18 protein-coding genes are annotated in these 22918 nt (G+C 39.0%); 17 read left to right on the forward strand and 1 reads right to left on the reverse strand.

The features are described from left to right. Positions 1 to 327 precede the first annotated feature (327 nt). From trpX to HT714_RS03605, 17 genes are all read left to right on the forward strand, one after another. A complete protein-coding gene (gene trpX, locus HT714_RS03525) occupies positions 328 to 1332 on the forward strand; it encodes a tryptophan ABC transporter substrate-binding protein (protein ID WP_173226442.1) in 1005 nt (334 codons plus the stop codon). A 68-nt stretch (positions 1333 to 1400) separates the two neighbouring features. After that, on the forward strand, positions 1401 to 2267 hold the full coding sequence (locus HT714_RS03530; protein ID WP_173226446.1) for an ABC transporter permease: 867 nt from the start codon (positions 1401 to 1403) through the stop codon (positions 2265 to 2267). After that, a complete protein-coding gene (locus HT714_RS03535) occupies positions 2264 to 3022 on the forward strand; it encodes an ABC transporter ATP-binding protein (RefSeq protein ID WP_173226448.1) in 759 nt (252 codons plus the stop codon). The genes HT714_RS03530 and HT714_RS03535 overlap by 4 nt, the downstream gene beginning before the upstream one ends. Before the next feature lie 89 nt (positions 3023 to 3111). Continuing rightward, entirely contained in the window at positions 3112 to 4872 is a 1761-nt protein-coding gene (gene dnaG / locus HT714_RS03540; protein WP_173226451.1) for a DNA primase, read from the forward strand. Positions 4873 to 4874: 2 nt separating this feature from the next. Continuing rightward, on the forward strand, positions 4875 to 5984 hold the full coding sequence (gene rpoD / locus HT714_RS03545; RefSeq protein ID WP_049510554.1) for an RNA polymerase sigma factor RpoD: 1110 nt from the start codon (positions 4875 to 4877) through the stop codon (positions 5982 to 5984). Positions 5985 to 5998: 14 nt separating this feature from the next. Next, positions 5999 to 6328, forward strand: a complete 330-nt coding sequence (locus HT714_RS03550; protein ID WP_000331921.1) for a metal-sulfur cluster assembly factor — start codon at positions 5999 to 6001, stop codon at positions 6326 to 6328. A 114-nt stretch (positions 6329 to 6442) separates the two neighbouring features. Continuing rightward, complete coding sequence (cpoA, locus tag HT714_RS03555; protein WP_173226453.1) at positions 6443 to 7486, forward strand: alpha-galactosylglucosyldiacylglycerol synthase; 1044 nt, start codon at positions 6443 to 6445, stop codon at positions 7484 to 7486. Between the two features lie 15 nt (positions 7487 to 7501). After that, positions 7502 to 8827: a glycosyltransferase family 4 protein gene (locus HT714_RS03560; protein ID WP_173226455.1), complete on the forward strand. Its 1326-nt coding sequence runs from the start codon at positions 7502 to 7504 to the stop codon at positions 8825 to 8827. 28 nt (positions 8828 to 8855) lie between these two features. Beyond that, positions 8856 to 9032 carry a PspC domain-containing protein gene (locus HT714_RS03565; protein WP_049532910.1) on the forward strand — a complete coding sequence of 59 codons (177 nt, stop codon included), beginning with the start codon at positions 8856 to 8858 and terminating at the stop codon, positions 9030 to 9032. 58 nt (positions 9033 to 9090) lie between these two features. Next, positions 9091 to 9225: a DUF4044 domain-containing protein gene (locus HT714_RS03570; RefSeq protein WP_000863859.1), complete on the forward strand. Its 135-nt coding sequence runs from the start codon at positions 9091 to 9093 to the stop codon at positions 9223 to 9225. A 63-nt stretch (positions 9226 to 9288) separates the two neighbouring features. Then, complete coding sequence (obgE, locus tag HT714_RS03575; protein WP_173226457.1) at positions 9289 to 10599, forward strand: GTPase ObgE; 1311 nt, start codon at positions 9289 to 9291, stop codon at positions 10597 to 10599. 9 nt (positions 10600 to 10608) lie between these two features. Then, positions 10609 to 10764, forward strand: a complete 156-nt coding sequence (locus HT714_RS03580) for a hypothetical protein (protein WP_173226458.1) — start codon at positions 10609 to 10611, stop codon at positions 10762 to 10764. 242 nt (positions 10765 to 11006) lie between these two features. Next, entirely contained in the window at positions 11007 to 11471 is a 465-nt protein-coding gene (tnpA, locus tag HT714_RS03585; RefSeq protein ID WP_173226460.1) for an IS200/IS605 family transposase, read from the forward strand. A gap of 351 nt (positions 11472 to 11822) precedes the next feature. Then, positions 11823 to 12464, forward strand: coding sequence for an amino acid ABC transporter permease (locus tag HT714_RS03590; protein ID WP_173251513.1), 642 nt, complete (start codon positions 11823 to 11825; stop codon positions 12462 to 12464). Positions 12465 to 12473: 9 nt separating this feature from the next. After that, a complete protein-coding gene (locus HT714_RS03595; protein WP_173251515.1) occupies positions 12474 to 13103 on the forward strand; it encodes an amino acid ABC transporter ATP-binding protein in 630 nt (209 codons plus the stop codon). 9 nt (positions 13104 to 13112) lie between these two features. Further along, complete coding sequence (locus tag HT714_RS03600) at positions 13113 to 13952, forward strand: amino acid ABC transporter substrate-binding protein (RefSeq protein WP_173226464.1); 840 nt, start codon at positions 13113 to 13115, stop codon at positions 13950 to 13952. 459 nt (positions 13953 to 14411) lie between these two features. Then, complete coding sequence (locus HT714_RS03605; protein WP_173251523.1) at positions 14412 to 21263, forward strand: Rib/alpha-like domain-containing protein; 6852 nt, start codon at positions 14412 to 14414, stop codon at positions 21261 to 21263. 110 nt (positions 21264 to 21373) lie between these two features. Here the strand turns inward: HT714_RS03605 and lysS are convergent, their stop codons facing one another. Then, entirely contained in the window at positions 21374 to 22864 is a 1491-nt protein-coding gene (gene lysS / locus HT714_RS03610; protein ID WP_050207953.1) for a lysine--tRNA ligase, read from the reverse strand. Between the last annotated feature and the right edge of the window lie 54 nt (positions 22865 to 22918).

The raw sequence follows: 22918 nt of genomic DNA on the forward strand, positions 1-22918 counted from the left end.
CATTTAGATTTTGATTTGTTGTAAACAAATTTGTTACATTTTATCATAGAAAAAGTATGGTGTCAAATTGAGGTCTATAAATATCTACTCTCATCAAAAAACTCTCCAATTGAACTGGAGAGTGGCTGTTTATACTCAATGAAAATCAAAGAGCAAACTAGGAAGCTAGCCGCAGGCTGCTCAAAACACTGTTTTGAGGTTGTGGATAGAACTGACAGAGTCAGTATCATATACCTACGGTAAGGCGACGCTGACGTGGTTTGAAGAGATTTTCGAAGAGTATTAGATAAGTGAAGTATTTTAAAGGAATTAAAAAGGAGAAACAGAATGAAAAATAAACGTTTAATTGGAATTGTCGCTGCCTTAGCAGTCTTAGTAGCAGGAAGCTTGATTTACTCTTCAATGAATAAACCAGAATCTCAGAATAATAAGGATGAGAAGAAAATAACCAAGATTGGTGTGCTTCAATTTGTGAGCCATCCATCCCTTGATTTGATTTATAAAGGGATTCAAGCTGGACTTGCTGAAGAAGGATATAAAGATGACCAGTTGAAGATCGACTTTATGAACTCAGAAGGTGACCAAAGTAAGGTTGCGACAATGAGTAAACAATTGGTTGCAAATGGAAATGACCTTGTGGTTGGTATTGCAACACCAGCTGCTCAAGGTTTAGCTAGTGCCACAAAAGACCTACCTGTTATCATGGCCGCTATTACAGACCCAATTGGTGCTAACTTGGTTAAAGATTTGAAAAGACCAGGTGGCAACGTTACAGGGGTATCTGACCACAATCCAGCTCAACAACAAGTTGAACTCATCAAGACTCTGACACCGAATGTGAAAACAATCGGAGCTCTTTACTCAAGTAGCGAAGACAATTCAAAAACACAGGTTGAAGAATTTAAGGCTTATGCTGAAAAAGCAGGTCTGACAGTGGAAACATTTGCAGTTCCTTCAACAAATGAAATTGCCTCAACTGTCACTGTTATGACTAGCAAGGTAGATGCTATTTGGGTTCCAATTGATAACACCATTGCATCAGGATTTCCAACGGTTGTCTCTAGCAATCAAAGTTCTAAGAAACCAATTTATCCAAGTGCGACAGCTATGGTAGAAGTAGGTGGTTTGGCATCAGTTGTAGTTGACCAACATGACCTTGGTGTGGCAACTGGTAAAATGATTGCGCAAGTCTTGAAAGGTGCAAAACCAGCCGATACCCCAGTCAATGTCTTTTCAACTGGTAAGTCAGTCATCAATAAAAAAATAGCACAAGAACTAGGTATTACGATTCCTGAGTCTGTTCTCAAAGAAGCAGGACAAGTCATCGAATAAATAAGGTAGGGAGGAGGAGACTCTTCCTATTTTTTAAAAAGATGAATATAGAAAGGATTAAATAAAATATGATTGTTTCCATTATTTCTCAAGGATTTGTCTGGGCTATTTTAGGTCTGGGAATCTTTATGACATTTAGGATTTTAAACTTTCCAGATATGACGACAGAAGGTTCCTTCCCTCTTGGCGGAGCTGTTGCTGTCACTCTGATAACCAAAGGCGTGAACCCATTTTTAGCGACTCTTGTTGCTGTAGGAGCAGGTTGTTTGGCTGGAATGACAGCAGGACTTCTTTATACAAAAGGGAAGATTCCAACCTTGCTCTCAGGGATTTTGGTGATGACTTCCTGTCACTCTATCATGCTCTTGATTATGGGACGTGCCAATTTAGGCTTGCTTGGAACCAAGCAAATTCAGGATGTCTTGCCTTTTGATTCAGACTTGAATCAACTCTTGACAGGTCTTATCTTTGTCAGTCTTGTTATTGCTCTCATGCTCTTTTTCTTGGACACTAAACTCGGACAAGCCTATATTGCTACAGGTGACAATCCTGATATGGCTAGAAGTTTCGGGATTCATACTGGGCGCATGGAGCTTATGGGGTTGGTCTTATCAAATGGTGTGATTGCCCTTGCAGGAGCTCTCATTGCCCAACAAGAAGGGTATGCCGATGTATCTCGAGGAATAGGGGTTATCGTTGTGGGGCTTGCAAGTTTGATTATTGGAGAAGTTATCTTCAAGAGTTTGAGCTTGGCAGAACGTCTGGTTACCATCGTTGTAGGTTCTATCGCTTATCAATTCTTAGTGTGGGCAGTTATTGCGCTTGGCTTTAATACAAGTTACCTTCGTTTGTACAGCGCCGTGATCTTGGCAGTCTGCCTCATGATTCCAACATTTAAGCAAACAATCTTGAAAGGAGCCAAATTAAGCAAATGACAGCAATTGTAGAATTAAAAAATGCAACCAAAGTCGTTAAAAATGGCTTTGATGAAGAAAAGATTATTTTAAATGATGTTTCCTTAGAAATTTTTGAACAGGATTTCATCACGATTTTAGGTGGAAATGGTGCTGGGAAGTCAACTCTCTTTAACACTATTGCAGGAACCTTGTCATTAACCAGTGGAACCATCCGTATTTTGGGTGAAGATGTTACCAAGTTTTCACCAGAGAAGCGCGCTAAGTATCTGTCTCGTGTCTTCCAAGATCCAAAGATGGGGACAGCTCCCCGTATGACAGTAGCTGAAAATCTTTTGATTGCCAAGTTTCGTGGTGAAAAGCGTGGATTGTTACCACGACGCTTGACTAGCTATAAGGATGAATTTCAGGCAACCATTGAAAAAGTGGGAAATGGTCTTGAGAAACACTTGAATACGCCAATTGAGTTCTTATCAGGTGGGCAAAGACAGGCCTTGAGTCTCTTGATGGCAACCTTGAAGCGACCTGAATTACTCTTGTTAGACGAGCATACTGCAGCCCTTGATCCAAAGACCAGTGTTGCCCTCATGGAATTGACGGATGAATTTGTCAAGAAAGATCAGCTGACAGCGCTTATGATTACCCACCATATGGAAGATGCTCTCAAATATGGCAATCGCTTAATTGTCATGAAAGAAGGACGAATTATCCAAGATTTGAACCAAGAAGAAAAAACAAAAATGAAAATCTCTGATTATTATCAGCTCTTTGAATAAAGTAAGGAAAATGAGTGAAATGGTTTACTTTTTTTCTGAAATAAAGTATACTATATAAAGTAAACTATGATAACATGGAGGTATTGTGTATGGTTGACAAACAAGTCATTGAAGAAATCAAAAACAATGCCAACATTGTGGAAGTCATAGGAGATGTGATTTCTTTACAAAAGGCAGGACGGAACTATCTAGGGCTCTGTCCTTTTCATGGTGAAAAAACACCTTCTTTCAACGTTGTAGAGGACAAGCAGTTTTACCATTGTTTTGGTTGTGGGCGCTCAGGTGATGTCTTTAAATTCATCGAGGAGTACCAAGGGGTTCCCTTTATGGAGGCTGTCCAAATCTTAGGTCAGCGTGTTGGAATTGAGGTTGAAAAACCGCTTTATAGTGAGCAGAGGCCAGCCTCGCCTCACCAAGCTCTTTATGATATGCACGAAGATGCAGCCAAATTTTACCATGCTATTCTCATGACAACGACCATGGGGGAAGAGGCTAGAAACTACCTTTATCAGCGTGGTTTGACAGATGAAGTGCTCAAGCATTTTCGGATTGGTTTAGCACCTCCAGAACGAAACTATCTCTATCAACGTTTGTCTGGTCAGTATCGTGATGAAGATTTTCTAGATTCAGGGCTATTTTACCTATCGGATGCAAATCAATTTGTAGACACCTTTCACAATCGGATTATGTTTCCCCTGACAAATGACCAGGGAAAGGTTATTGCCTTCTCAGGTCGTATCTGGCAGAAAACGGATTCACAAACTTCTAAGTATAAAAATAGCCGATCGACTGCAATTTTTAACAAAAGTTACGAATTATATCATATGGATAGGGCAAAAAAATCTTCTGGAAAAGCCAGTGAGATTTACCTCATGGAAGGGTTCATGGATGTCATCGCAGCCTATCGGGCTGGAATCGAAAACGCTGTCGCATCTATGGGAACAGCCTTGAGTCGAGAGCATGTTGAGCATCTGAAAAGGTTAACCAAGAAGTTAGTCCTTGTTTACGATGGCGATAAAGCTGGGCAAGCCGCGACTTTGAAAGCGCTGGACGAAATTGGTGATATGCCTGTGCAAATCATCAGCATGCCTGATAACTTGGATCCAGATGAGTATCTACAAAAAAATGGTCCGGAAGACTTAGCCTATCTATTAACGAAAACTCGTATTAGTCCGATTGAGTTCTACATTCACCAGTACAAACCTGAAAATAGTGAAAATCTGCAGGCTCAGATTGAGTTTATTGAAAAAATAGCTCCCTTGATTGTTCAAGAAAAGTCTATCACTGCTCAAAACAGCTATATTCATATTTTAGCTGACAGTCTGGCATCTTTTGATTATGCCCAGATTGAGCAGATTGTTAATGAGAGTCGTCAGGCACAAAGGCAGAATCGCATGGAAGGAATTTCCAGACCGACGCCAATCACCATGCCTGTTACCAAGCAGTTATCGGCTGTTATGAGGGCAGAAGCTCATCTACTTTATCGAATGATGGAATCTCCCCTTATTTTGAATGATTACCGTTTGCGAGAAGACTTTGCATTTGCTACACCTGAATTTCAGGTCTTATATGACTTGCTTGGTCAGTATGGAAATCTTCCTCCAGAAGTTCTAGCAGAACAGACAGAGGAAGTTGAGAGAGCTTGGTACCAAGTCTTAGCTCAGGATTTGCCTGCTGAGATGTCACCTCAGGAACTTAGTGAAGTAGAAATGACTCGAAACAAGGCTCTCTTGAATCAGGACAATATGAGAATCAAAAAGAAGGTGCAGGAAGCTAGCCATGTAGGAGATACAGACACAGCCCTAGAAGAATTGGAACGTTTAATTTCCCAAAAGAGAAGAATGGAGTAATAATGGCAACAAAACAAAAAGAAGTAACAACATTTGACGTACAAGTAGCAGAATTTATCCGTAATCATAAACAAAAAGGGACAGCAACAGATGATGAAATCAATGCCAGTCTAGTCCTTCCTTTTACCTTGGACGCTGATGGGATTGAAGATCTCTTGCAACGGATTCAGGATGCAGGTATTTCTATCACAGATAACGAAGGAAATCCAAGCGCGCGTGTTCTTAGCAATGAAGAAGAACCAGAACTCAGCGATGAGGACTTGATTGGTTCAACTTCGGCTAAGGTTAATGACCCTGTCCGTATGTACTTGAAAGAAATCGGGGTCGTTCCTCTCTTGACCAATGAAGAGGAAAAAGAATTAGCACTAGCAGTTGAAGCTGGCGATATCGAAGCCAAACAACGTCTTGCGGAAGCCAATCTTCGTTTGGTTGTTTCTATTGCCAAACGCTATGTCGGGCGTGGTATGCAGTTCCTTGACTTGATTCAAGAAGGAAATATGGGCTTGATGAAGGCGGTTGACAAGTTTGATTATTCTAAAGGATTCAAGTTCTCAACTTATGCAACTTGGTGGATTCGTCAGGCTATCACTCGTGCTATTGCGGATCAAGCTCGTACCATCCGTATCCCAGTCCACATGGTTGAAACCATCAATAAATTGGTTCGTGAACAGCGTAACCTCCTTCAAGAATTGGGACAAGATCCAACACCAGAACAAATCGCTGAACGTATGGATATGACACCTGATAAGGTTCGTGAAATCTTGAAGATTGCTCAAGAACCGGTATCCCTTGAAACTCCAATCGGTGAAGAGGATGATAGTCACCTTGGGGACTTTATCGAAGATGAAGTGATTGAAAATCCAGTGGATTATACAACTCGTATCGTCTTGCGTGAGCAGTTGGATGAGGTCTTGGATACTCTTACAGACCGTGAAGAAAATGTTCTTCGTCTCCGTTTTGGACTAGATGATGGAAAAATGCGCACCCTTGAAGATGTGGGTAAAGTCTTTAACGTAACTCGTGAGCGTATCCGTCAGATTGAAGCCAAGGCTTTGAGAAAACTACGCCAACCAAGTCGTAGTAAACCGCTTCGTGATTTTATTGAAGACTAAGAGTGAGGATGAATATGGCTTATACAGAAGAGCAAATTGATAACATCAAAACACGCATTTTAACAGCCTTGGAAGAAGTCATCGACCCTGAGTTGGGAATCGATATTGTCAACCTTGGTTTGATTTATGAGATTCGTTTTGACGGCGACACAGGGCAAACAGAGATTGATATGACTTTGACAACCATGGGGTGTCCCTTAGCAGACCTTTTGACAGACCAGATTTATGATGCCATGACAGAGGTACCAGAAGTAACGGATACTGAAGTTAAATTAGTCTGGTATCCAGCCTGGACTGTTGAAAAAATGAGTCGCTATGCCCGCATTGCCCTAGGCATTAAGTAAACATATAATAGCATGTGAGAGATTATTGGAAAAGCGAGGAAATTTCCCTTCTTTTCCTCTAGTCTCTCCTTTCTTTTGCTGATTTTATTCAAAGAAAATGATATAATGGTAGTTATGGAAAAAAAGAAATTACGCATCAATATGTTGAGTTCAAGTGAGAAAGTAGCAGGACAAGGAGTTTCAGGTGCTTACCGTGAATTAGTTCGTCTTCTTCACCGTGATGCCAAGGACCAATTGATTGTTACAGAAAATCTTCCAATCGAGGCAGATGTGACTCACTTTCATACAATTGATTTCCCTTATTATTTATCAACATTCCAAAAGAAACGCTCAGGAAGGAAAATTGGCTATGTGCATTTCTTACCTGATACACTTGAGGGGAGTTTGAAAATTCCATTTTTCTTAAAGGGAATTGTGAAACGCTATGTATTTTCTTTTTACAATCGGATGGAGCACTTGGTGGTGGTCAATCCGATGTTTATTGAGGATTTGGTGGCAGCGGGTATTCCACGTGAAAAAGTGACCTATATTCCTAACTTTGTCAACAAGGAAAAATGGCATCCTCTACCACAAGAAGAGGTAGTCAGACTGCGAACAGAGCTAGGTCTTAGTGGTAATCAGTTTATCGTAGTAGGTGCTGGTCAAGTTCAGAAGCGCAAAGGGATTGATGATTTTATCCGTCTAGCTGAGGAATTGCCGCAAATTACCTTTATCTGGGCTGGTGGTTTCTCTTTTGGTGGTATGACAGATGGTTATGAACGCTACAAGAAAATCATGGAGAATCCCCCTAAAAATTTGATTTTTCTAGGTATTGTATCGCCAGAGCGTATGCGCGAATTGTATGCCCTAGCGGACCTTTTCTTGTTGCCTAGTTATAATGAGCTCTTTCCGATGACGATTTTAGAGGCTGCCAGTTGTGAAGCTCCTATTATGCTGCGTGATTTAGATCTTTATAAGGTAATTTTGGAGGGAAATTATCGGGCGACAGCAGATAGAGAAGAGATGAAAGAAGCTATTTTGGAATATCAAGCAAATCCTGCTGCCTTAAAAGACCTCAAAGAAAAAGCTAAGAATATTTCCAGAGAGTATTCAGAAGAGCATCTGTTACAAATCTGGTTGGACTTTTATGAGAAACAAGCCGCTTTAGGGAGAAAGTAAAAAGTGAGGTAATCTATGCGAATTGGTTTATTTACAGATACCTATTTTCCTCAGGTTTCTGGTGTTGCGACCAGTATTCGAACTTTGAAAACAGAACTGGAAAAGCAGGGGCATGTTGTTTTTATCTTTACGACGACGGATAAGGATGTCAATCGCTATGAAGATTGGCAAATTATCCGCATTCCAAGTGTTCCTTTCTTTGCTTTTAAGGATCGCCGCTTTGCCTATCGAGGCTTCAGCAAGGCGCTTGAAATTGCCAAACAGTATCAACTGGATGTTATTCATACCCAGACAGAATTTTCTCTTGGCTTGTTGGGGATTTGGATTGCGCGTGAATTGAAGATTCCAGTCATCCATACCTATCACACCCAGTACGAAGACTATGTGCATTATATTGCCAAGGGGATGTTGATTCGTCCTAGCATGGTCAAGTATTTGGTCAGAGGTTTCCTGCATGATGTGGATGGAGTCATTTGCCCTAGTGAGATTGTCCATGATTTGCTATCGGACTATAAGGTCAAGGTTGAAAAACGCGTCATTCCAACAGGGATTGAATTAGCCAAGTTTGAACGTCCAGAAATTAAGCAAGAAAATCTGAAAGAACTACGTAGTAAACTAGGGATTCAAGATGATGAACAGATGTTGCTGAGTCTTTCCAGAATTTCCTATGAAAAAAATATTCAAGCAGTATTAGCAGCCTTTGCAGAAGTTCTGAAAGAGGAGGACAGGGTTAAACTGGTGGTAGCTGGGGATGGTCCTTATCTGGATGACCTTAAAGAGCAAGCCCAGAAACTAGAGATTCAAGACTCGGTCATCTTTACAGGGATGATTGCTCCTAGTGAGACCGCTCTTTACTATAAGGCGGCGGATTTCTTCATATCGGCATCGACAAGTGAAACGCAAGGCTTGACCTACTTGGAAAGCTTAGCTAGTGGGACGCCTGTCATTGCACACGGAAATCCTTATCTGGACAATTTGATCAATGACAAGATGTTTGGAACCTTGTACTATGGAGAACATGATTTGGCTGGTGCTATTTTGGAAGCCCTGATTGCAACACCAGACATGAATGAGCATACTTTATCAGAGAAGTTGTACGAGATTTCAGCTGAAAACTTTGGGAAACGGGTGCATGAGTTCTATCTTGATGCTATTATTTCAAATAATTTCCAGAAAGATTTAGCAAAAGATGATACGGTCAGTCAGCGTATTTTTAAGACAGTTTTGTATCTTCCGCAACAGGTGGTCGCTGTACCGGTAAAAGGCTCTAGACGCATGCTGAAGGCTTCAAAAACACAGTTAATCAGCATAAGAGATTATTGGAAAGACCATGAAGAATAGAAAGAGGAACAGTATGAAAAAACAATTAATGAGAAGCGGTCGTGATAAAAAGATTGCTGGTGTTTGTGCTGGGGTAGCCCATTATTTTGATATGGATCCTACTATTGTTCGCGTAATATGGGGTGTTCTTGCTTTTGGTTATGGAGCAGGAGTTGTAGCTTATATCATTTTATGGATTATTGCGCCAGAAGCAAGTGACTATTGAAAACTAGCTAAATTCATGCTAAGATAATAGAAAATAGAATGTAACGAAGGAGAGAAAAATGGCATTTGGAGATAATGGAAATCGTAAAAAAACTATGTTTGAGAAAATAACCTTGTTTATCGTGATTATCATGCTAGTAGCAAGTTTATTGGGAATTTTTGCAACTGCAATTGGTGCCCTCAGTAATCTATAAAATAGATTCAAGAAAATTTAGTGACTGGGATTTCCCAGCCCTTTTTTAAAGTGAGAAGAAAAAATGAGTATGTTTTTAGATACAGCCAAGATTAAGGTCAAGGCTGGTAATGGTGGTGATGGCATGGTTGCCTTTCGCCGTGAAAAATATGTCCCTAATGGTGGTCCTTGGGGTGGTGATGGTGGTCGTGGAGGTAATGTGGTCTTCGTTGTAGACGAAGGACTACGTACCCTCATGGATTTCCGCTATAACCGTCATTTCAAGGCTGATTCTGGTGAAAAAGGAATGACCAAAGGGATGCATGGGCGTGGTGCTGAGGATCTTAGAGTTCGAGTGCCACAAGGTACGACAGTTCGTGATGCGGATACTGGCAAGGTCTTGACAGATTTGATTGAACACGGGCAAGAATTTATTGTAGCCCACGGTGGTCGTGGTGGACGTGGAAATATTCGTTTCGCAACACCAAAAAATCCTGCACCGGAAATCTCTGAAAATGGAGAACCAGGTCAGGAACGTGAGTTACAATTGGAACTAAAAATCCTTGCGGATGTCGGTTTAGTAGGTTTCCCATCTGTAGGGAAATCAACACTTTTAAGTGTTATCACATCGGCTAAACCAAAAATCGGTGCCTACCACTTTACGACAATTGTGCCAAATCTAGGTATGGTTCGTACCCAATCAGGTGAATCCTTTGCAGTAGCTGATTTACCAGGTTTGATTGAAGGGGCTAGTCAAGGTGTTGGTCTGGGGACCCAGTTCCTCCGTCACATCGAGCGTACACGTGTCATCCTTCACATCATTGATATGTCAGCTAGCGAAGGCCGTGATCCATATGAGGATTATCTTGCCATCAATAAAGAACTGGAGTCATACAATCTTCGCCTCATGGAGCGTCCACAGATTATCGTAGCCAACAAAATGGACATGCCTGAGAGTCAAGAAAATCTTGAAGAATTCAAGAAGAAATTGGCTGAAAACTACGATGAATTTGAAGAGTTACCAGCTATCTTCCCAATTTCTGGATTGACCAAGCAAGGTTTGGCAACGCTTTTGGATGCGACAGCTGAATTGTTAGACAAGACACCAGAATTCTTGCTCTACGACGAGTCAGATATGGAAGAAGAAGCTTACTATGGATTTGACGAGGAAGAGAAAGCCTTTGAGATTAGCCGTGATGACGATGCGACATGGGTACTTTCTGGTGAAAAACTCATGAAACTCTTTAATATGACCAACTTTGATCGTGATGAATCTGTCATGAAATTTGCCCGCCAACTTCGTGGTATGGGGGTTGATGAATCCCTTCGTGCGCGTGGTGCTAAAGATGGTGACTTGGTTCGCATTGGTAAATTTGAGTTTGAATTTGTAGACTAGGAGACTGGTATGGGAGATAAACCGATATCTTTCCGAGATGCGGATGGCAATTTCGTTTCCGCCGCAGATGTTTGGAATGAAAAGAAATTGGAAGAACTGTTTAATCGTCTCAATCCAAATCGTGCTCTGAGATTGGCACGAATTAAAAAAGACAATCCATCTTAAATACGTAAGATAAAACTCCAATTATCAGTCAAGTTAACTGTAACAAATAGAAGCTAAGATCGAGAAAGGGCAAAATTTGTCCTTTCTTTTTATTATGTGACTATTAGTCCGTCTCGCTCCGTTAGGTGCGAGACAAAAAAACCACCCGCTATGCGGGTGCGCGTCGAAGGTTATACCAAAAAAACTCCGAACGCGATACAATAAAGGTGTTCAAGCCAATTGTAAAGCGAAAGGAGAAAAATATGGGACAAAAGGCTCATAGTTTATCGCACACAAAGTGGCACTGTAAGTATCACATTGTGTTCACCCCTAAGTATAGACGAAAAGTCATCTATAATCAATATCGAAGTAGTTTAGGCGAAATATTTCATCGCTTGTGTAGTTATAAAGGAGTTGAAATTATCGAGGGTCACTTAATGCCAGACCATGTACACATGTTAGTCAGTATTCCACCAAGGATAAGTGTTTCGAGTTTCATGGGTTATTTAAAAGGAAAAAGTGCATTCATGATGTTTGACAAACACGCCAATCTCAAGTACAAGTTTGGAAATCGGCATTTCTGGGCAGAAGGTTATTATGTAAGTACAGTAGGGCTTAATGAAGCCACAATTAAGAAATATATCCAAGAACAGGAAAAGCATGATATAGCACTAGATAAATTGAGTGTAAAAGAATATGAGGATCCCTTTAGGGATAGTGGTAAGTAATACTAAAGCCTCTTTAAGAGGCAAGTGACGAGTCAAGAGCAATGAGGCTTGAACAACGTGAAAGCCAGCGTCTTTAGGCGCTGGCTGGTAATTTGGGCTTATAGCCCTGGTTCAAACCACCCGTTAGACGGGTGGTCATGATTTATAAAGTATAATATATTGAAATAGAATATCAACAAATAGACTAGGGAATTCAAATCAAATTTCTAACAAGGCTTTATAAGTCGTGTTGTCCTATTCTAGCTTCAAGACACTGTATTTTTTCTATTAAAAAGAATTTTTTTGCAAAAATGGTTGGTTATTTTGTTTATTCATGCTATAATAGGAACAATTATTTTTAGGAGGTGCAGTATGTCTTATTTGTTTGAGATATTACCGAGTTTATTGAGCGGTGCAAGCATGACTTTGCAGGTTTTTGCACTGGTCTTGATTTTTTCTATTCCCTTGGGCGTTTTGATTGCCTTTGCCTTGCAAGTCCATTGGAAGCCCCTCCATCATCTGATTAACATTTACATTTGGATTATGCGGGGAACACCCTTGCTCTTGCAATTGATCTTTATCTATTATGTGCTTCCAAGTATTGGGATTCGTTTGTACCGTCTTCCTGCGGCTATCATTGCCTTTGTTCTCAATTATGCGGCTTACTTTGCTGAAATCTTTCGTGGGGGAATTGATACTATTCCTAAAGGTCAATATGAGGCTGCCAAGGTCTTGAAGTTCAGTCCTTTTGCCACAGTACGCTATATTATCTTGCCCCAAGTGACCAAGATTGTTCTTCCTAGTGTCTTTAATGAAGTCATGAGTTTGGTCAAGGATACTTCTCTGGTCTATGCTTTAGGAATTTCAGACCTTATCTTGGCTAGTCGCACAGCTGCCAACCGTGATGCTAGCCTGGTTCCTATGTTCTTGGCAGGTGCTATTTACTTGATTTTGATTGGGATTGTGACCATTCTTGCCAAAAAAGTTGAGAAGAAGTACAGTTACTATAGATAGGAGGCTGATATGTTAGAATTACGAAATATCAATAAGGGTTTTGGTCAAAAGCAAATTTTGTCCAATTTCAGTCTAAAAATTCCTGAAAAGCAAATCCTGGCTATTGTAGGACCTTCTGGTGGAGGTAAGACAACCCTCTTACGTATGCTTGCAGGCCTTGAAACTATTGATTCAGGGCAAATCTTTTATAATGAAGAACCTTTGGAACTGGATGAACTAGAGAAGCGGAATTTACTGGGATTTGTATTCCAAGATTTTCAACTTTTCCCTCATTTATCAGTTCTAGATAATTTGACCTTATCGCCTGTGAAAACTATGGGAATGAAGCAGCAAGAGGCTGAGAAGAAGGCGCGAGGGCTTTTGGAACAATTAGGACTGGCTGGTCATGCAGACGCCTATCCTTTCTCACTATCTGGTGGTCAAAAGCAGCGTGTGGCCTTGGCGCGTGCTATGATGATTGACCCAGAAATCATTGGTTACGATGAACCAACTTCGGCCCTAGATCCAGAATTGCGCTTGGAAGTGGAAAAACTGATCTTGCAAAATAGAGAATTAGGCATGACGCAGATTGTGGTTACCCACGATTTACAGTTCGCTGAAAACATCGCAGATCATATTCTCAAGGTTGAGCCCAAGTAGGAGGTGCCGATGACTAATAAGAAAATTGCTTTAGTATTGGTTTCTCTCCTGATTTTCTTTTTAACAGCTTGTACTCAGAAGGCTAGTGATCCAAAGCAGGATAACTGGGATAAGTATCAAGATCAGGGGACCATTACTATTGGTTTTGACAATACCTTTGTTCCCATGGGTTTTGAAGAAAAGAATGGTCAATATACAGGCTTTGATATTGATTTGGCACAAGCTGTCTCTGAAAAATTAGGCTTTAAAGTTCAATTTCAGCCAATCGACTGGGATATGAAGGAGACGGAACTGCAAAATGGAACCATAGATGCCATTTGGAATGGCTATTCTGCGACTGGTGAACGCCGAGAAAAGGTTGCCTTTAGCATTCCATATATGGAAAATCAGCAAGTTCTGGTTGCCAAGAAAAGCCAGCAAATTCATTCAGTAGAGGATATGAAGGATAAGACCTTGGGTGCCCAAGCTGGGTCCTCTGGTTATCTTGACTTTGAGGCCCAGCCAGATTTACTGAAAAATCGTGTCAAAGACCAGAAGGCCAATCAATATCAGAGTTTCAATGAAGCCTTGATTGACTTGAAAAATGACCGGATTGATGCTCTGTTAATTGACCGAGTATATGCAAATTACTATCTCCAGTCTGAAGGGATATTAAATGACTATAATGTTTTTTCAGCTGGATTTGAAAGTGAATCCTTTGCAGTCGGAGTTAGACCAGCTGACAAAAGATTACTACAAGCTTTAAACCAAGCCTTTATTGAACTATACCAAGAAGGAAAGTTCCAGGAAATCAGCCAAAAATGGTTTGGAGAAGATGTAGCAACCAAAGAAGTAAAAGAAGGAAAATAAAATCAATAGCAAGCCTAGTTTTGTTTTTAAAACTGGGCTTTGTTTTTTTATAGATTTTATTTTATAAAGCTATAGCAACTTCTAAATTTTTTAGCTATTTTGGGTAGATCTTGTGCATCTAGCTTCATTCTGTAATCCCTTATCTATAGCTAAAACTCAATGAAGACGTAATAAAAAATATCAGAAAATTCCTTTTTGTAATCAAATTATATAAACAATCAAATAATATAGAAAATCTCTAAAGTAATATAAATTTTATTTTTTGTAAGGGCTTACCACAAATAAGAGTTTATGAAATTACTGTAGCGACTATACCTGAAATTGCTTGATTTGTTGTTTTAAAAAGAGTATAATAAGTTATAACCTTTTAAAGTATACAAAAATATTTTAGGGGGGGGGCTTTTTATTTAGCTTCCTTAAGTATATTAACCGATAGTTATCGGAAAAAGGAGTAAGAAAATGTTTAAACCCAAAGTGCGTCATGTTCGCCAATCGCAAGTGGAGAAATTCACACGTTACAGTATCCGTAAGGTTAGTTTTGGTGCGGCTAGTGTGGCTGTAGCTACTGGTTTGTTTTTCCTTGGTGGAGGAAGCGTCCAAGCAGCTGAACCAGTAACTAATCCAGAGTCTACAGAAGTTCAAAATCTAAATGCTAAGTCCCCAGACCCCTCTAAGGAAGTTGCTGGACAAGTATCTGCTACTGCTACAGTGGCCGATGGACAAAATAATACTTCTGTAAAAGAGTCTGCTACTGACAAACAAGCCAGTGAAGTTGAAACTCCAACTGTAGTGACAGAAAAAGTTACTATTAATACCGCATCGTTAGAAGATTTAGTGGCTAAAGTTGAAAGTCGATTAAGTCAATTAACTGAAGGTAAGAAAACAAAATCAGTCATTGATGATGCTAAAAATTTGGTTCATAAAGCAAAAGAACTTTTGAACGATGATACAAAAACACAGGCAAAAGTTGCTGCACTTGCTAAACAACTTTCAAGTAGCCTTGTCATTTTAAACAGTATCAAATCAGAAGTAACTGAAGAAGAAAAAGTAAACAAGAACCAAGATCCACGAAACGGAAAAGAGATTCCAGGAAAAGGTGAGAGTGGGTTTAGAGATACAGGTACGGTTGCAGATGGCACTGAAAATCCTGTTGCTGTAAATACAAATGATATTACACAAAAAGCTTCTGAATTAGAGGCAGAAATCGCAAAAGTTGAAGCTTTAATCTCAGCTGAAAATGCTAAAAGAGAAGGTGAAAAAGATAAGGGATTTATAGAAATCCTAACACAGGTAAAAGAGTCTGCACAAGCTGTTAAAATTAAAGGAGATAATATCCCGACAACAGAAAAAGAAAAGCATGCTCTTTTACAAGAGTTAAAAGCAAAAGTTGATTTATTAAAACTATATCAAGCTAAAAAATTGGACTGGGGAGCACCTGCGAATAATCACTTAGCAAATTATGGGAATAATCCGACAAATGCTATAATTAGTAATTTAAATAATACTTTTGGAACTCCTGATTTTTCAGGGTCTGACTCGCATGAAAAAGTTGTTAAAAATCAAAGAAATGGATTGTCAGGGACAATTCTAGGTTCTGCAAAATATCATTGGAAAGAAAAAAATATTTCAGTTAGTGATGCTAGTGCTGGTGCATTAGATGGATGGAAAATAGTAGATAAGCAAGGAAAAAATATTGTAACACTTGTTAAACCAGAACAACCAACTGATATTCAACGTGAAAACGGTGTTACAGAGAGAGAATATAATCCTAATTCAGCAAAAGTATACGATAATAATGGCAAGGCAAATATGGATGGACAAGGCGCACCTAATGCTAGTGGTAAATTACTTAATACCATGATTACAACTCCAAAATTTGAAGCGCCAGAAGCGGGAAGTGGTACTGTAAATAAAGATTTTTATTTGGAATTAAGAAAACAAGGCACTACAATTTACAAAGATTTTGATGTCAACCCCAATTCACATCTATATGCACATTTATTATATGCAGGTGCATATGGGAAACTTGCTCTGGCTTCAACAGGGGAAAAAGTTAAGCTAAAAATTGTTGATGCATACACAGGAACTCCTCTAGCTGAACTAAAAAGAAAAGATAAAAAAGCACCAGATACGGAATTTCTTCTTAGTCCAGGTAGTGGTAATAGGGGTGTTAGTGCTCTTCGTAGAGTTATTCAAATTCCAAAGGGTACTACAAAGGTACGTGTCTTTATTGAAGCAGCAGATCAACCAAACGGTTCGAATTTAGGTGGCGAAGTAGAAGATGGATATATTGTTGCTGGATTAGGATTAACAACAGGACCAGCGCTATCTTTAACAACGACTGTTGTATCTGGTAGAAATAAAGAAGCCTATGGATTTACAAACGATGCTATTTATAAAAATGAACAAGCAGGTATTCTTGAAGTTACACTGAGTAATAGAGGAGGGCTAGATGTTTCTCGTGATACTAAGTATAAGGTAACAGTAACAGTTCCTCAAGGAGTGAAATTAGGATCTATTCAAGGTAAAGATTTAAATGAGGCTAATGGTTTTGCAGTATTTGCACCTAGTTATACTACAAATTTTAGATATGATAAGCAAACGAGAGAGTTAACTTTTGAGATTAATATTCTAAATAGAAAAATAGAACCTAAGACTGGAAAAACAGATACTGTAAAAATTCCATTTATAGTGACTCCTGATTTTGTAGGCGAAGCAACTTTCAAAATTACTGGTCAGAATGGTTTTGGAGGAAAAGATGCTTTAGGAAATGCTATATATCCCTACGGATTTGCTCCAGATGCTAATAGATATAATTTGCCAGAAAATTTTAGAGCTAATAGTTTAGAAACTTCCGATAATCCTGACTATAAATATAATCGTAGTATTTATATTGATTCTATGACAGGAAATAGCTCTATAACTGTTCCAGTCGGAACTAGTTTAGATAAGATCAAGGAGCTATCTAAATCAAAAGCGAAAGAAAAGATTGAATCAGAAGAATACAAGAGAAAACTGGATGAAACTAATGCTACGGCTACTCTAGATGATCAAGGAACGTCTACGGGAGTTGTTGCTACTGACGTAGCGAAAGAGAATGCCGGTGTTATAAAAGTGCCAGTAGTTCATAGTCGAGATGGAAAAAATTATAAAAATACTGTAGATATCGAAGTAAACGTTGTAAAATCAACTACAGATAAGTTAGTAGTATTTGAAGGTGATAAGATTACAAATGATCAAGTTAAATCTTCAGTTACTCCGGCTACAATCGATACTAAAGCGGGAGTTGTGAATAATCCTAATGAAGCAGATGTTTTTAGTACGACAGGAAAAGCTGGAGAAGCAGGATTAAAAATTCCAACAACGGTAACTCATGATTCAAATGGTACAAATATTAATGAAACAGTAACAGTTCCTGTGTTGGTATTACCAAAAGCAACTGGTGAAGTACAAGTTCATAAAGGAGCTTCAGTAGATAAAGTTAAAGAAGTTGCTAAAGCAAAAGCACAAACTTTAACAAAAGCAACAGACTTCACTGGGAAATTACCAACAGGAGCAACAGTTACAGTTGGTGATATAACAGAAGCCGTAGCAGAAACTCTAACAAATGAAAAAGGTACAAATAAAGGTATTGTAAATGTTCCAGCAAATTATATAGTAGAAGGAAAAACATACAATACGACAATTCCAGTAACAATTAATGTATTAGGTTCAGAAACAAAAACGGTATATACATTAGAAGGAACTCAACCAAAACCAGCAGATGTTAATGAAGCAATTACACCTGATAAAGGTGGAAACTTAACCCCTGTAACTGAAGCTGACATCAATAAAGATGTTCCTACAGATAAAGTTAAAGTAGGAGCAACTGACTTAAACGTTAAAGCAACTGTTAAATATCCAACAGGGGATGAAACTGTAGATGTTCCAGTTAAAGTATTGCCCAAAGCAACACCAACAGGTGTAACAGTACTGAAAGATACTGATGAAAATGCTTTAACAGATGCTGTAAAAGCAAAAGCAACTGAAGCTGTAAGTAAATTAACAAACCTACCAGATGGAATTACTGCATCATTAGATGAAAGAGAAACTTCTTACACATTGCCAAAAACAGATTCAAATGGGGATAAAGATACAGTTCCTGTAAAAGTATTATATAAAGATGATAAAGGTAATGTAGTTGGTGAAGACACAATTAATGTACCAGTTAAAGTAGTAAGTTCAACACCAAAACCAGTAGTAGTGTTTGAAGGTGATAAAGTTACTAAAGATGATGTGAAAGGTGCTGTAACAACAGAAGGGACAAAAGGTGAACCTGCCATTGCTGACGATATTACAGCTAAACCAGGTGTCAAAGAAGTAACTGTTCCAGTAACTTATACGGATCAAAATGGAGAAACTTTAACAGAACCCGTGAAAGTTAAAGTAACAGTTTTACCAAAACCAACACCAAAAGGAATTTTTGTTGCCAAAGATAGCGACAAGGAAAAAGCAAAAGAAAAAGCTCTTGCTAAAGCCAAAGAAGCTATTGCAGACGGTGCTTTCAAAGGAAAACTTCCAGAAAATGTTACTAATGTAAGTATTGATGAAAATGTGACAAGTCCAGATTTGTCAGATGATACGGATGTAAATGTGACTGTGAAATATACCGTTGATGGAGAAGAAAAGAAAACTGTTGTTAAAGTTCCTGTTACTGTTGTAGAGGGAGTTCCACAAATAGTTCCAGTGGATGAAAATAATAAACAACCAAATCCAGAAAACAGTATCGACAAAACAGAATATCCAGATGGTTCAACATTTGAATATAATCCAAATACTCCGGTAGATACTACAAAACCTGGTGATTATACAGTCAATGTCATTGTAAAAGACAAAGATGGTAATCCTATTGCAGAAGTACCGGCAACTGTACGTGTGGTAGAAAGTTATCCACAATTTGTACCAGTAGACAAAGATAAGAAACAACCAAATGTGGTAGGAAGTATCGATCCTAAAGCATTCCCTAAAGATACTGAATTTAGTTATGAATCTCCTGTAGACACAACAACACCAGGAGAAAAAGATGTTGTAGTAGTAGCGAAAATTGGAGATGAAGTCATTGCGAAAATTCCTGCAAAAGTAATGGTTGTAGAACCTAAAACACAATATGTGCCAGTCGATAAATCAAACAAACAACCAGATGCATCTAAGAGTATTGACCCTGAACAATATCCAGATGGAGTAACATTCAAGTATAAAACTCCAGTCGATACAACAACACCAGGAGAAAAAGATGTTATTGTAGAAGCAAAAGATGGAGACGACACACTTGTTGAAGTACCAACAAAAGTGAAGGTTGTTCAGGGATACCCACAAATTATCCCTGTAGATCAAGGACAACCTTTAGCTGAAAATAGTATTAATACAGGAGATTATCCAGAAGGTGCTACATTCGAATACGAAAAAGTAGATGGAAAAGATCCAGTTAACATTTCTGAAGCTGGAGATTATCCAGTAACAGTTGTCGTTAAGGATAAAGATGGAAATACTTTAGTAAAAGTACCAACAACAGTACGTGTAGTGGACGCTTATAGACAATATGTACCAGTAAATACTGATCCAACTAAAGTGGTACCTGCAGAAAATATTGTACCAACTGACTTCCCAGATGGAACAACATTTGAATATAAAACTCCAGTTGACACATCAACACCAGGAGATAAAGATGTTGTAGTTGTAGCTAAACTAGATGGTAAACCAATTGCAGAAATTCCAGCAAAAGTTACTGTAGTAGGGCCTAAAACTCAATACGTTGTAGCAAATCCTGAGAATACTCAACCAGATGCATCTAAGAGTCTTACAGATAAAGATAAAGATAACAATAAATTCCCAGATGATGCTACGTTTGGATATAAAGAACCAGTAGATACAAAAACACCAGGTGAAAAAGATGCAACTGTAGTTGTGAAAGATGCTGATGGTGACACAATTGTAGAAGTTCCTGCTAAGGTTAAAGTAGTAGAAGGTAAAGAACAATTAATTCCTGTAAATCCAACTGAAAAACCACAAGCAAGAGATAACATTACTCCAAGTGATTATCCAGAAGGTTCAACATTTGAATATAAAATTCCAGATGGCCAAAAAGAACCATTTGATGCAACAACTGTTGGGGATAAACCAGTAACGGTAGTTGTAAAAGATAAAAATGGAAAAGTATTGGTAGAGGTTCCAGCAACGATTAAAGTCGTAGAAGCAAAACCAACACCAATTGAAACCCCAGTAACAAATACACCTTTAACAAAAGAGGATATTGCCAAGTACGTTAAAGTACCAGAAGGTGGAAAAATTGTTGGAGTAGGTGAAATTCCAAAAGTAAATACTCCAGGAGATAAAGGTACTGTCAAAGTTAAAATTGAACTTCCTAATGGTAAACAAATTGAAGTTGAAGTCCCTGTCAAAGTAACTCCAATTAAAGATATTGTGAAGAAATTGGGGGATCCAATTACAAATGAAGATGTTGAAAAACATATTCAGATTCCAGAAGGTGGCAAGATTATCAGTATTGGAGATAAACCATCTACAGATATTCCAGGAGAAAGACCAAGTGTACCAGTGGTAATTGAACTACCAGGTGGTAAACGTGTAACTATCAAAGTTCCTGTCGTTGTTACTCCGAAAACAACTCCGATTGTTGTTGAAGTTGGAACACCTATTACTGAAAATGATGTGAAGAAACATGTAGATCTTCCTGAAGGATGGAAGATTACTAAAGTGGGCGAAATTCCAAAAACAAGTACACCTGGTGATAAGCCATCTGTAACGGTTGAGATTGAATTACCGGATGGACGTAAAGTGACAGTAGAAGTTCCTGTGAAAGTAACACCTAAATCTAATCATGGTAATAGTCAAGGTAACAATGGTAGTTCAACTATTCATATCGTAACACGTTATCAAGATGGTGATGGTAAAGAAATTTCTCCAGAAGAAAATGGTAGTCATGGACCTAAGACTTTAGAAGGTTATGAATATATTGGTACTAAAACAGATGAAAATGGCAATGTGATTCATACCTATAAGAAAGTAACTACCCCAACTCGTTCTGAGCAACCAAGCTCTCCAGAGACTCCTATAAGTCCTGAAAAACCAGTAGCTACTCCAGTTCAGACAAGTTCTACAGATTCTAAACCAGTATCCGTTGAAACAACCGTAGCCAATGACAAGAAGGAATTGCCAAATACTGGTACAGAGGATAAGGGTGGTTTAGCTAGTCTTGGACTTCTTGGAATGTTGAGTGCATTTGGGCTCGTAGCTCGTAAGAAAAAAGAAGACTAAGAAAGAAACTTCCTTTCTAAAGTTTGATAAAAAATAGACTGAGGTGAAAACTTCAGTCTATTTCTTTTGATTATAAAAAAATCCCCTGACAAGAGCCAGAGGATAAGAGCTTATTTCATTGTTGGGAAGAGCAATACATCACGGATAGTGGTTGTATCAGTGAGAAGCATGCAGAGACGGTCGATACCGATTCCCAAACCACCTGTTGGTGGCATACCGTATTCAAGAGCTTCAATGTAGTCATAGTCGATACCTGTTGCTTCATCGTCACCAAGTTCTTTAGCTTTAGCTTGGGCTTCAAAACGGCTAAGTTGGTCGATTGGGTCGTTGAGCTCAGTAAAGGCATTACCGTATTCCTTAGTCATGATGAAGAGCTCGAAACGGTCAGTAAAGCGTTGGTCTTCAGGGTTTTTCTTAGCGAGTGGAGATACAGCTACTGGATGTCCATAGACAAAGGTTGGTTGGATTAAAGTTTCTTCAACAAACTCTTCAAAGAAGGCATTGATGATGTGACCAACCTCAGTGTAGTGTTTCTCAACTGGAACTTTCTTCTCAGCAGCGATAGCTTTAGCTTCTTCCAAAGTCATGTCTTGCCAGAAATCGACACCAGTAATTTCTTTGATAGCATCCACCATATGAACACGTTTAAATGGTTCGTTGATTTTGATTTCAGTTCCTTGGTAGTTGACTGGGCCATCACCTTTGACTGATTTAGCAGCATGTTGGATAATACCTTCAGTCAAGTCCATGATGTCTTGGAAGTCAGCATAAGCTTGGTAGACTTCGATAGAAGTAAATTCAGGGTTATGAGTAGCGTCCATTCCTTCATTACGGAAGATACGGCCAATTTCATAGACACGTTCCATACCACCCACGATAAGGCGTTTCAAGTGAAGCTCAGTCGCGATACGAAGCACCATGTCAATGTTTTGGGCATTGTGATGAGTGATAAATGGACGGGCAGAAGCACCACCAGCTTCGTTGTGAAGAACAGGTGTTTCCACTTCAAGGAAACCTTTTTGGTCAAGGTAACGACGGATTTCAGAGATGATTTTTGAACGAGTGACAAAGCGTTCAAAGCTTTCACGGTTCGAAATCAAGTCAAGGTAACGTTTACGGTAAATTGTTTCAACGTCTGTCAAACCATGGAATTTCTCTGGTAGAGGACGAAGAGCCTTAGACAAGTGTGTGATATGAGTAGCTTTGATAGAGAGTTCTCCCATATCTGTACGCATCACTTCGCCTTCGACACCAAGGAAGTCACCAAGGTCTGCTTTTTTGAAGATTTCGTAGTTTTCTTCACCGACAGCATCTTTACGAACGTAGATCTGGATTTGACCTTCGCGGTCTTGAAGGTGGGCAAAACCTACTTTACCTTTACCACGTTTGGTTACCAAGCGTCCTGCGATAGTAGCTGTTTCATTTTTATCATGTAATTGTTCTTTATCGAGGTCAGCAAATTTATCTTTTAATTCTTGTGAATTTGCAGTGCGTTCAAAGCGTTTTCCGAAAGGATCAATTCCTTGTTCACGGAGCGCAGCCATTTTTTCACGGCGAACGATCTGCTGGTCATTTAGTTCTTCCATATGTTCTGTTGACATGGGATCCTCCTAGTTTTACTCAAAATTGAATACGATGAGTCTTTTTTGCGATAC

Source organism: Streptococcus sp. 3705 (assembly GCF_013277145.1).
Lineage (GTDB): Bacteria > Bacillota > Bacilli > Lactobacillales > Streptococcaceae > Streptococcus.

Coding starts and splice junctions, on each gene's coding strand:
- trpX (WP_173226442.1), top strand. CDS start 328: ATGAAAAATAAACGTTTAATTGGAATTGTCGCTGCCTTAGCAGTCTTA.
- HT714_RS03530 (WP_173226446.1), top strand. CDS start 1,401: ATGATTGTTTCCATTATTTCTCAAGGATTTGTCTGGGCTATTTTAGGT.
- HT714_RS03535 (WP_173226448.1), top strand. CDS start 2,264: ATGACAGCAATTGTAGAATTAAAAAATGCAACCAAAGTCGTTAAAAAT.
- dnaG (WP_173226451.1), top strand. CDS start 3,112: ATGGTTGACAAACAAGTCATTGAAGAAATCAAAAACAATGCCAACATT.
- rpoD (WP_049510554.1), top strand. CDS start 4,875: ATGGCAACAAAACAAAAAGAAGTAACAACATTTGACGTACAAGTAGCA.
- HT714_RS03550 (WP_000331921.1), top strand. CDS start 5,999: ATGGCTTATACAGAAGAGCAAATTGATAACATCAAAACACGCATTTTA.
- cpoA (WP_173226453.1), top strand. CDS start 6,443: ATGGAAAAAAAGAAATTACGCATCAATATGTTGAGTTCAAGTGAGAAA.
- HT714_RS03560 (WP_173226455.1), top strand. CDS start 7,502: ATGCGAATTGGTTTATTTACAGATACCTATTTTCCTCAGGTTTCTGGT.
- HT714_RS03565 (WP_049532910.1), top strand. CDS start 8,856: ATGAGAAGCGGTCGTGATAAAAAGATTGCTGGTGTTTGTGCTGGGGTA.
- HT714_RS03570 (WP_000863859.1), top strand. CDS start 9,091: ATGGCATTTGGAGATAATGGAAATCGTAAAAAAACTATGTTTGAGAAA.
- obgE (WP_173226457.1), top strand. CDS start 9,289: ATGAGTATGTTTTTAGATACAGCCAAGATTAAGGTCAAGGCTGGTAAT.
- HT714_RS03580 (WP_173226458.1), top strand. CDS start 10,609: ATGGGAGATAAACCGATATCTTTCCGAGATGCGGATGGCAATTTCGTT.
- tnpA (WP_173226460.1), top strand. CDS start 11,007: ATGGGACAAAAGGCTCATAGTTTATCGCACACAAAGTGGCACTGTAAG.
- HT714_RS03590 (WP_173251513.1), top strand. CDS start 11,823: ATGTCTTATTTGTTTGAGATATTACCGAGTTTATTGAGCGGTGCAAGC.
- HT714_RS03595 (WP_173251515.1), top strand. CDS start 12,474: ATGTTAGAATTACGAAATATCAATAAGGGTTTTGGTCAAAAGCAAATT.
- HT714_RS03600 (WP_173226464.1), top strand. CDS start 13,113: ATGACTAATAAGAAAATTGCTTTAGTATTGGTTTCTCTCCTGATTTTC.
- HT714_RS03605 (WP_173251523.1), top strand. CDS start 14,412: ATGTTTAAACCCAAAGTGCGTCATGTTCGCCAATCGCAAGTGGAGAAA.
- lysS (WP_050207953.1), bottom strand. CDS start 22,864: ATGTCAACAGAACATATGGAAGAACTAAATGACCAGCAGATCGTTCGC.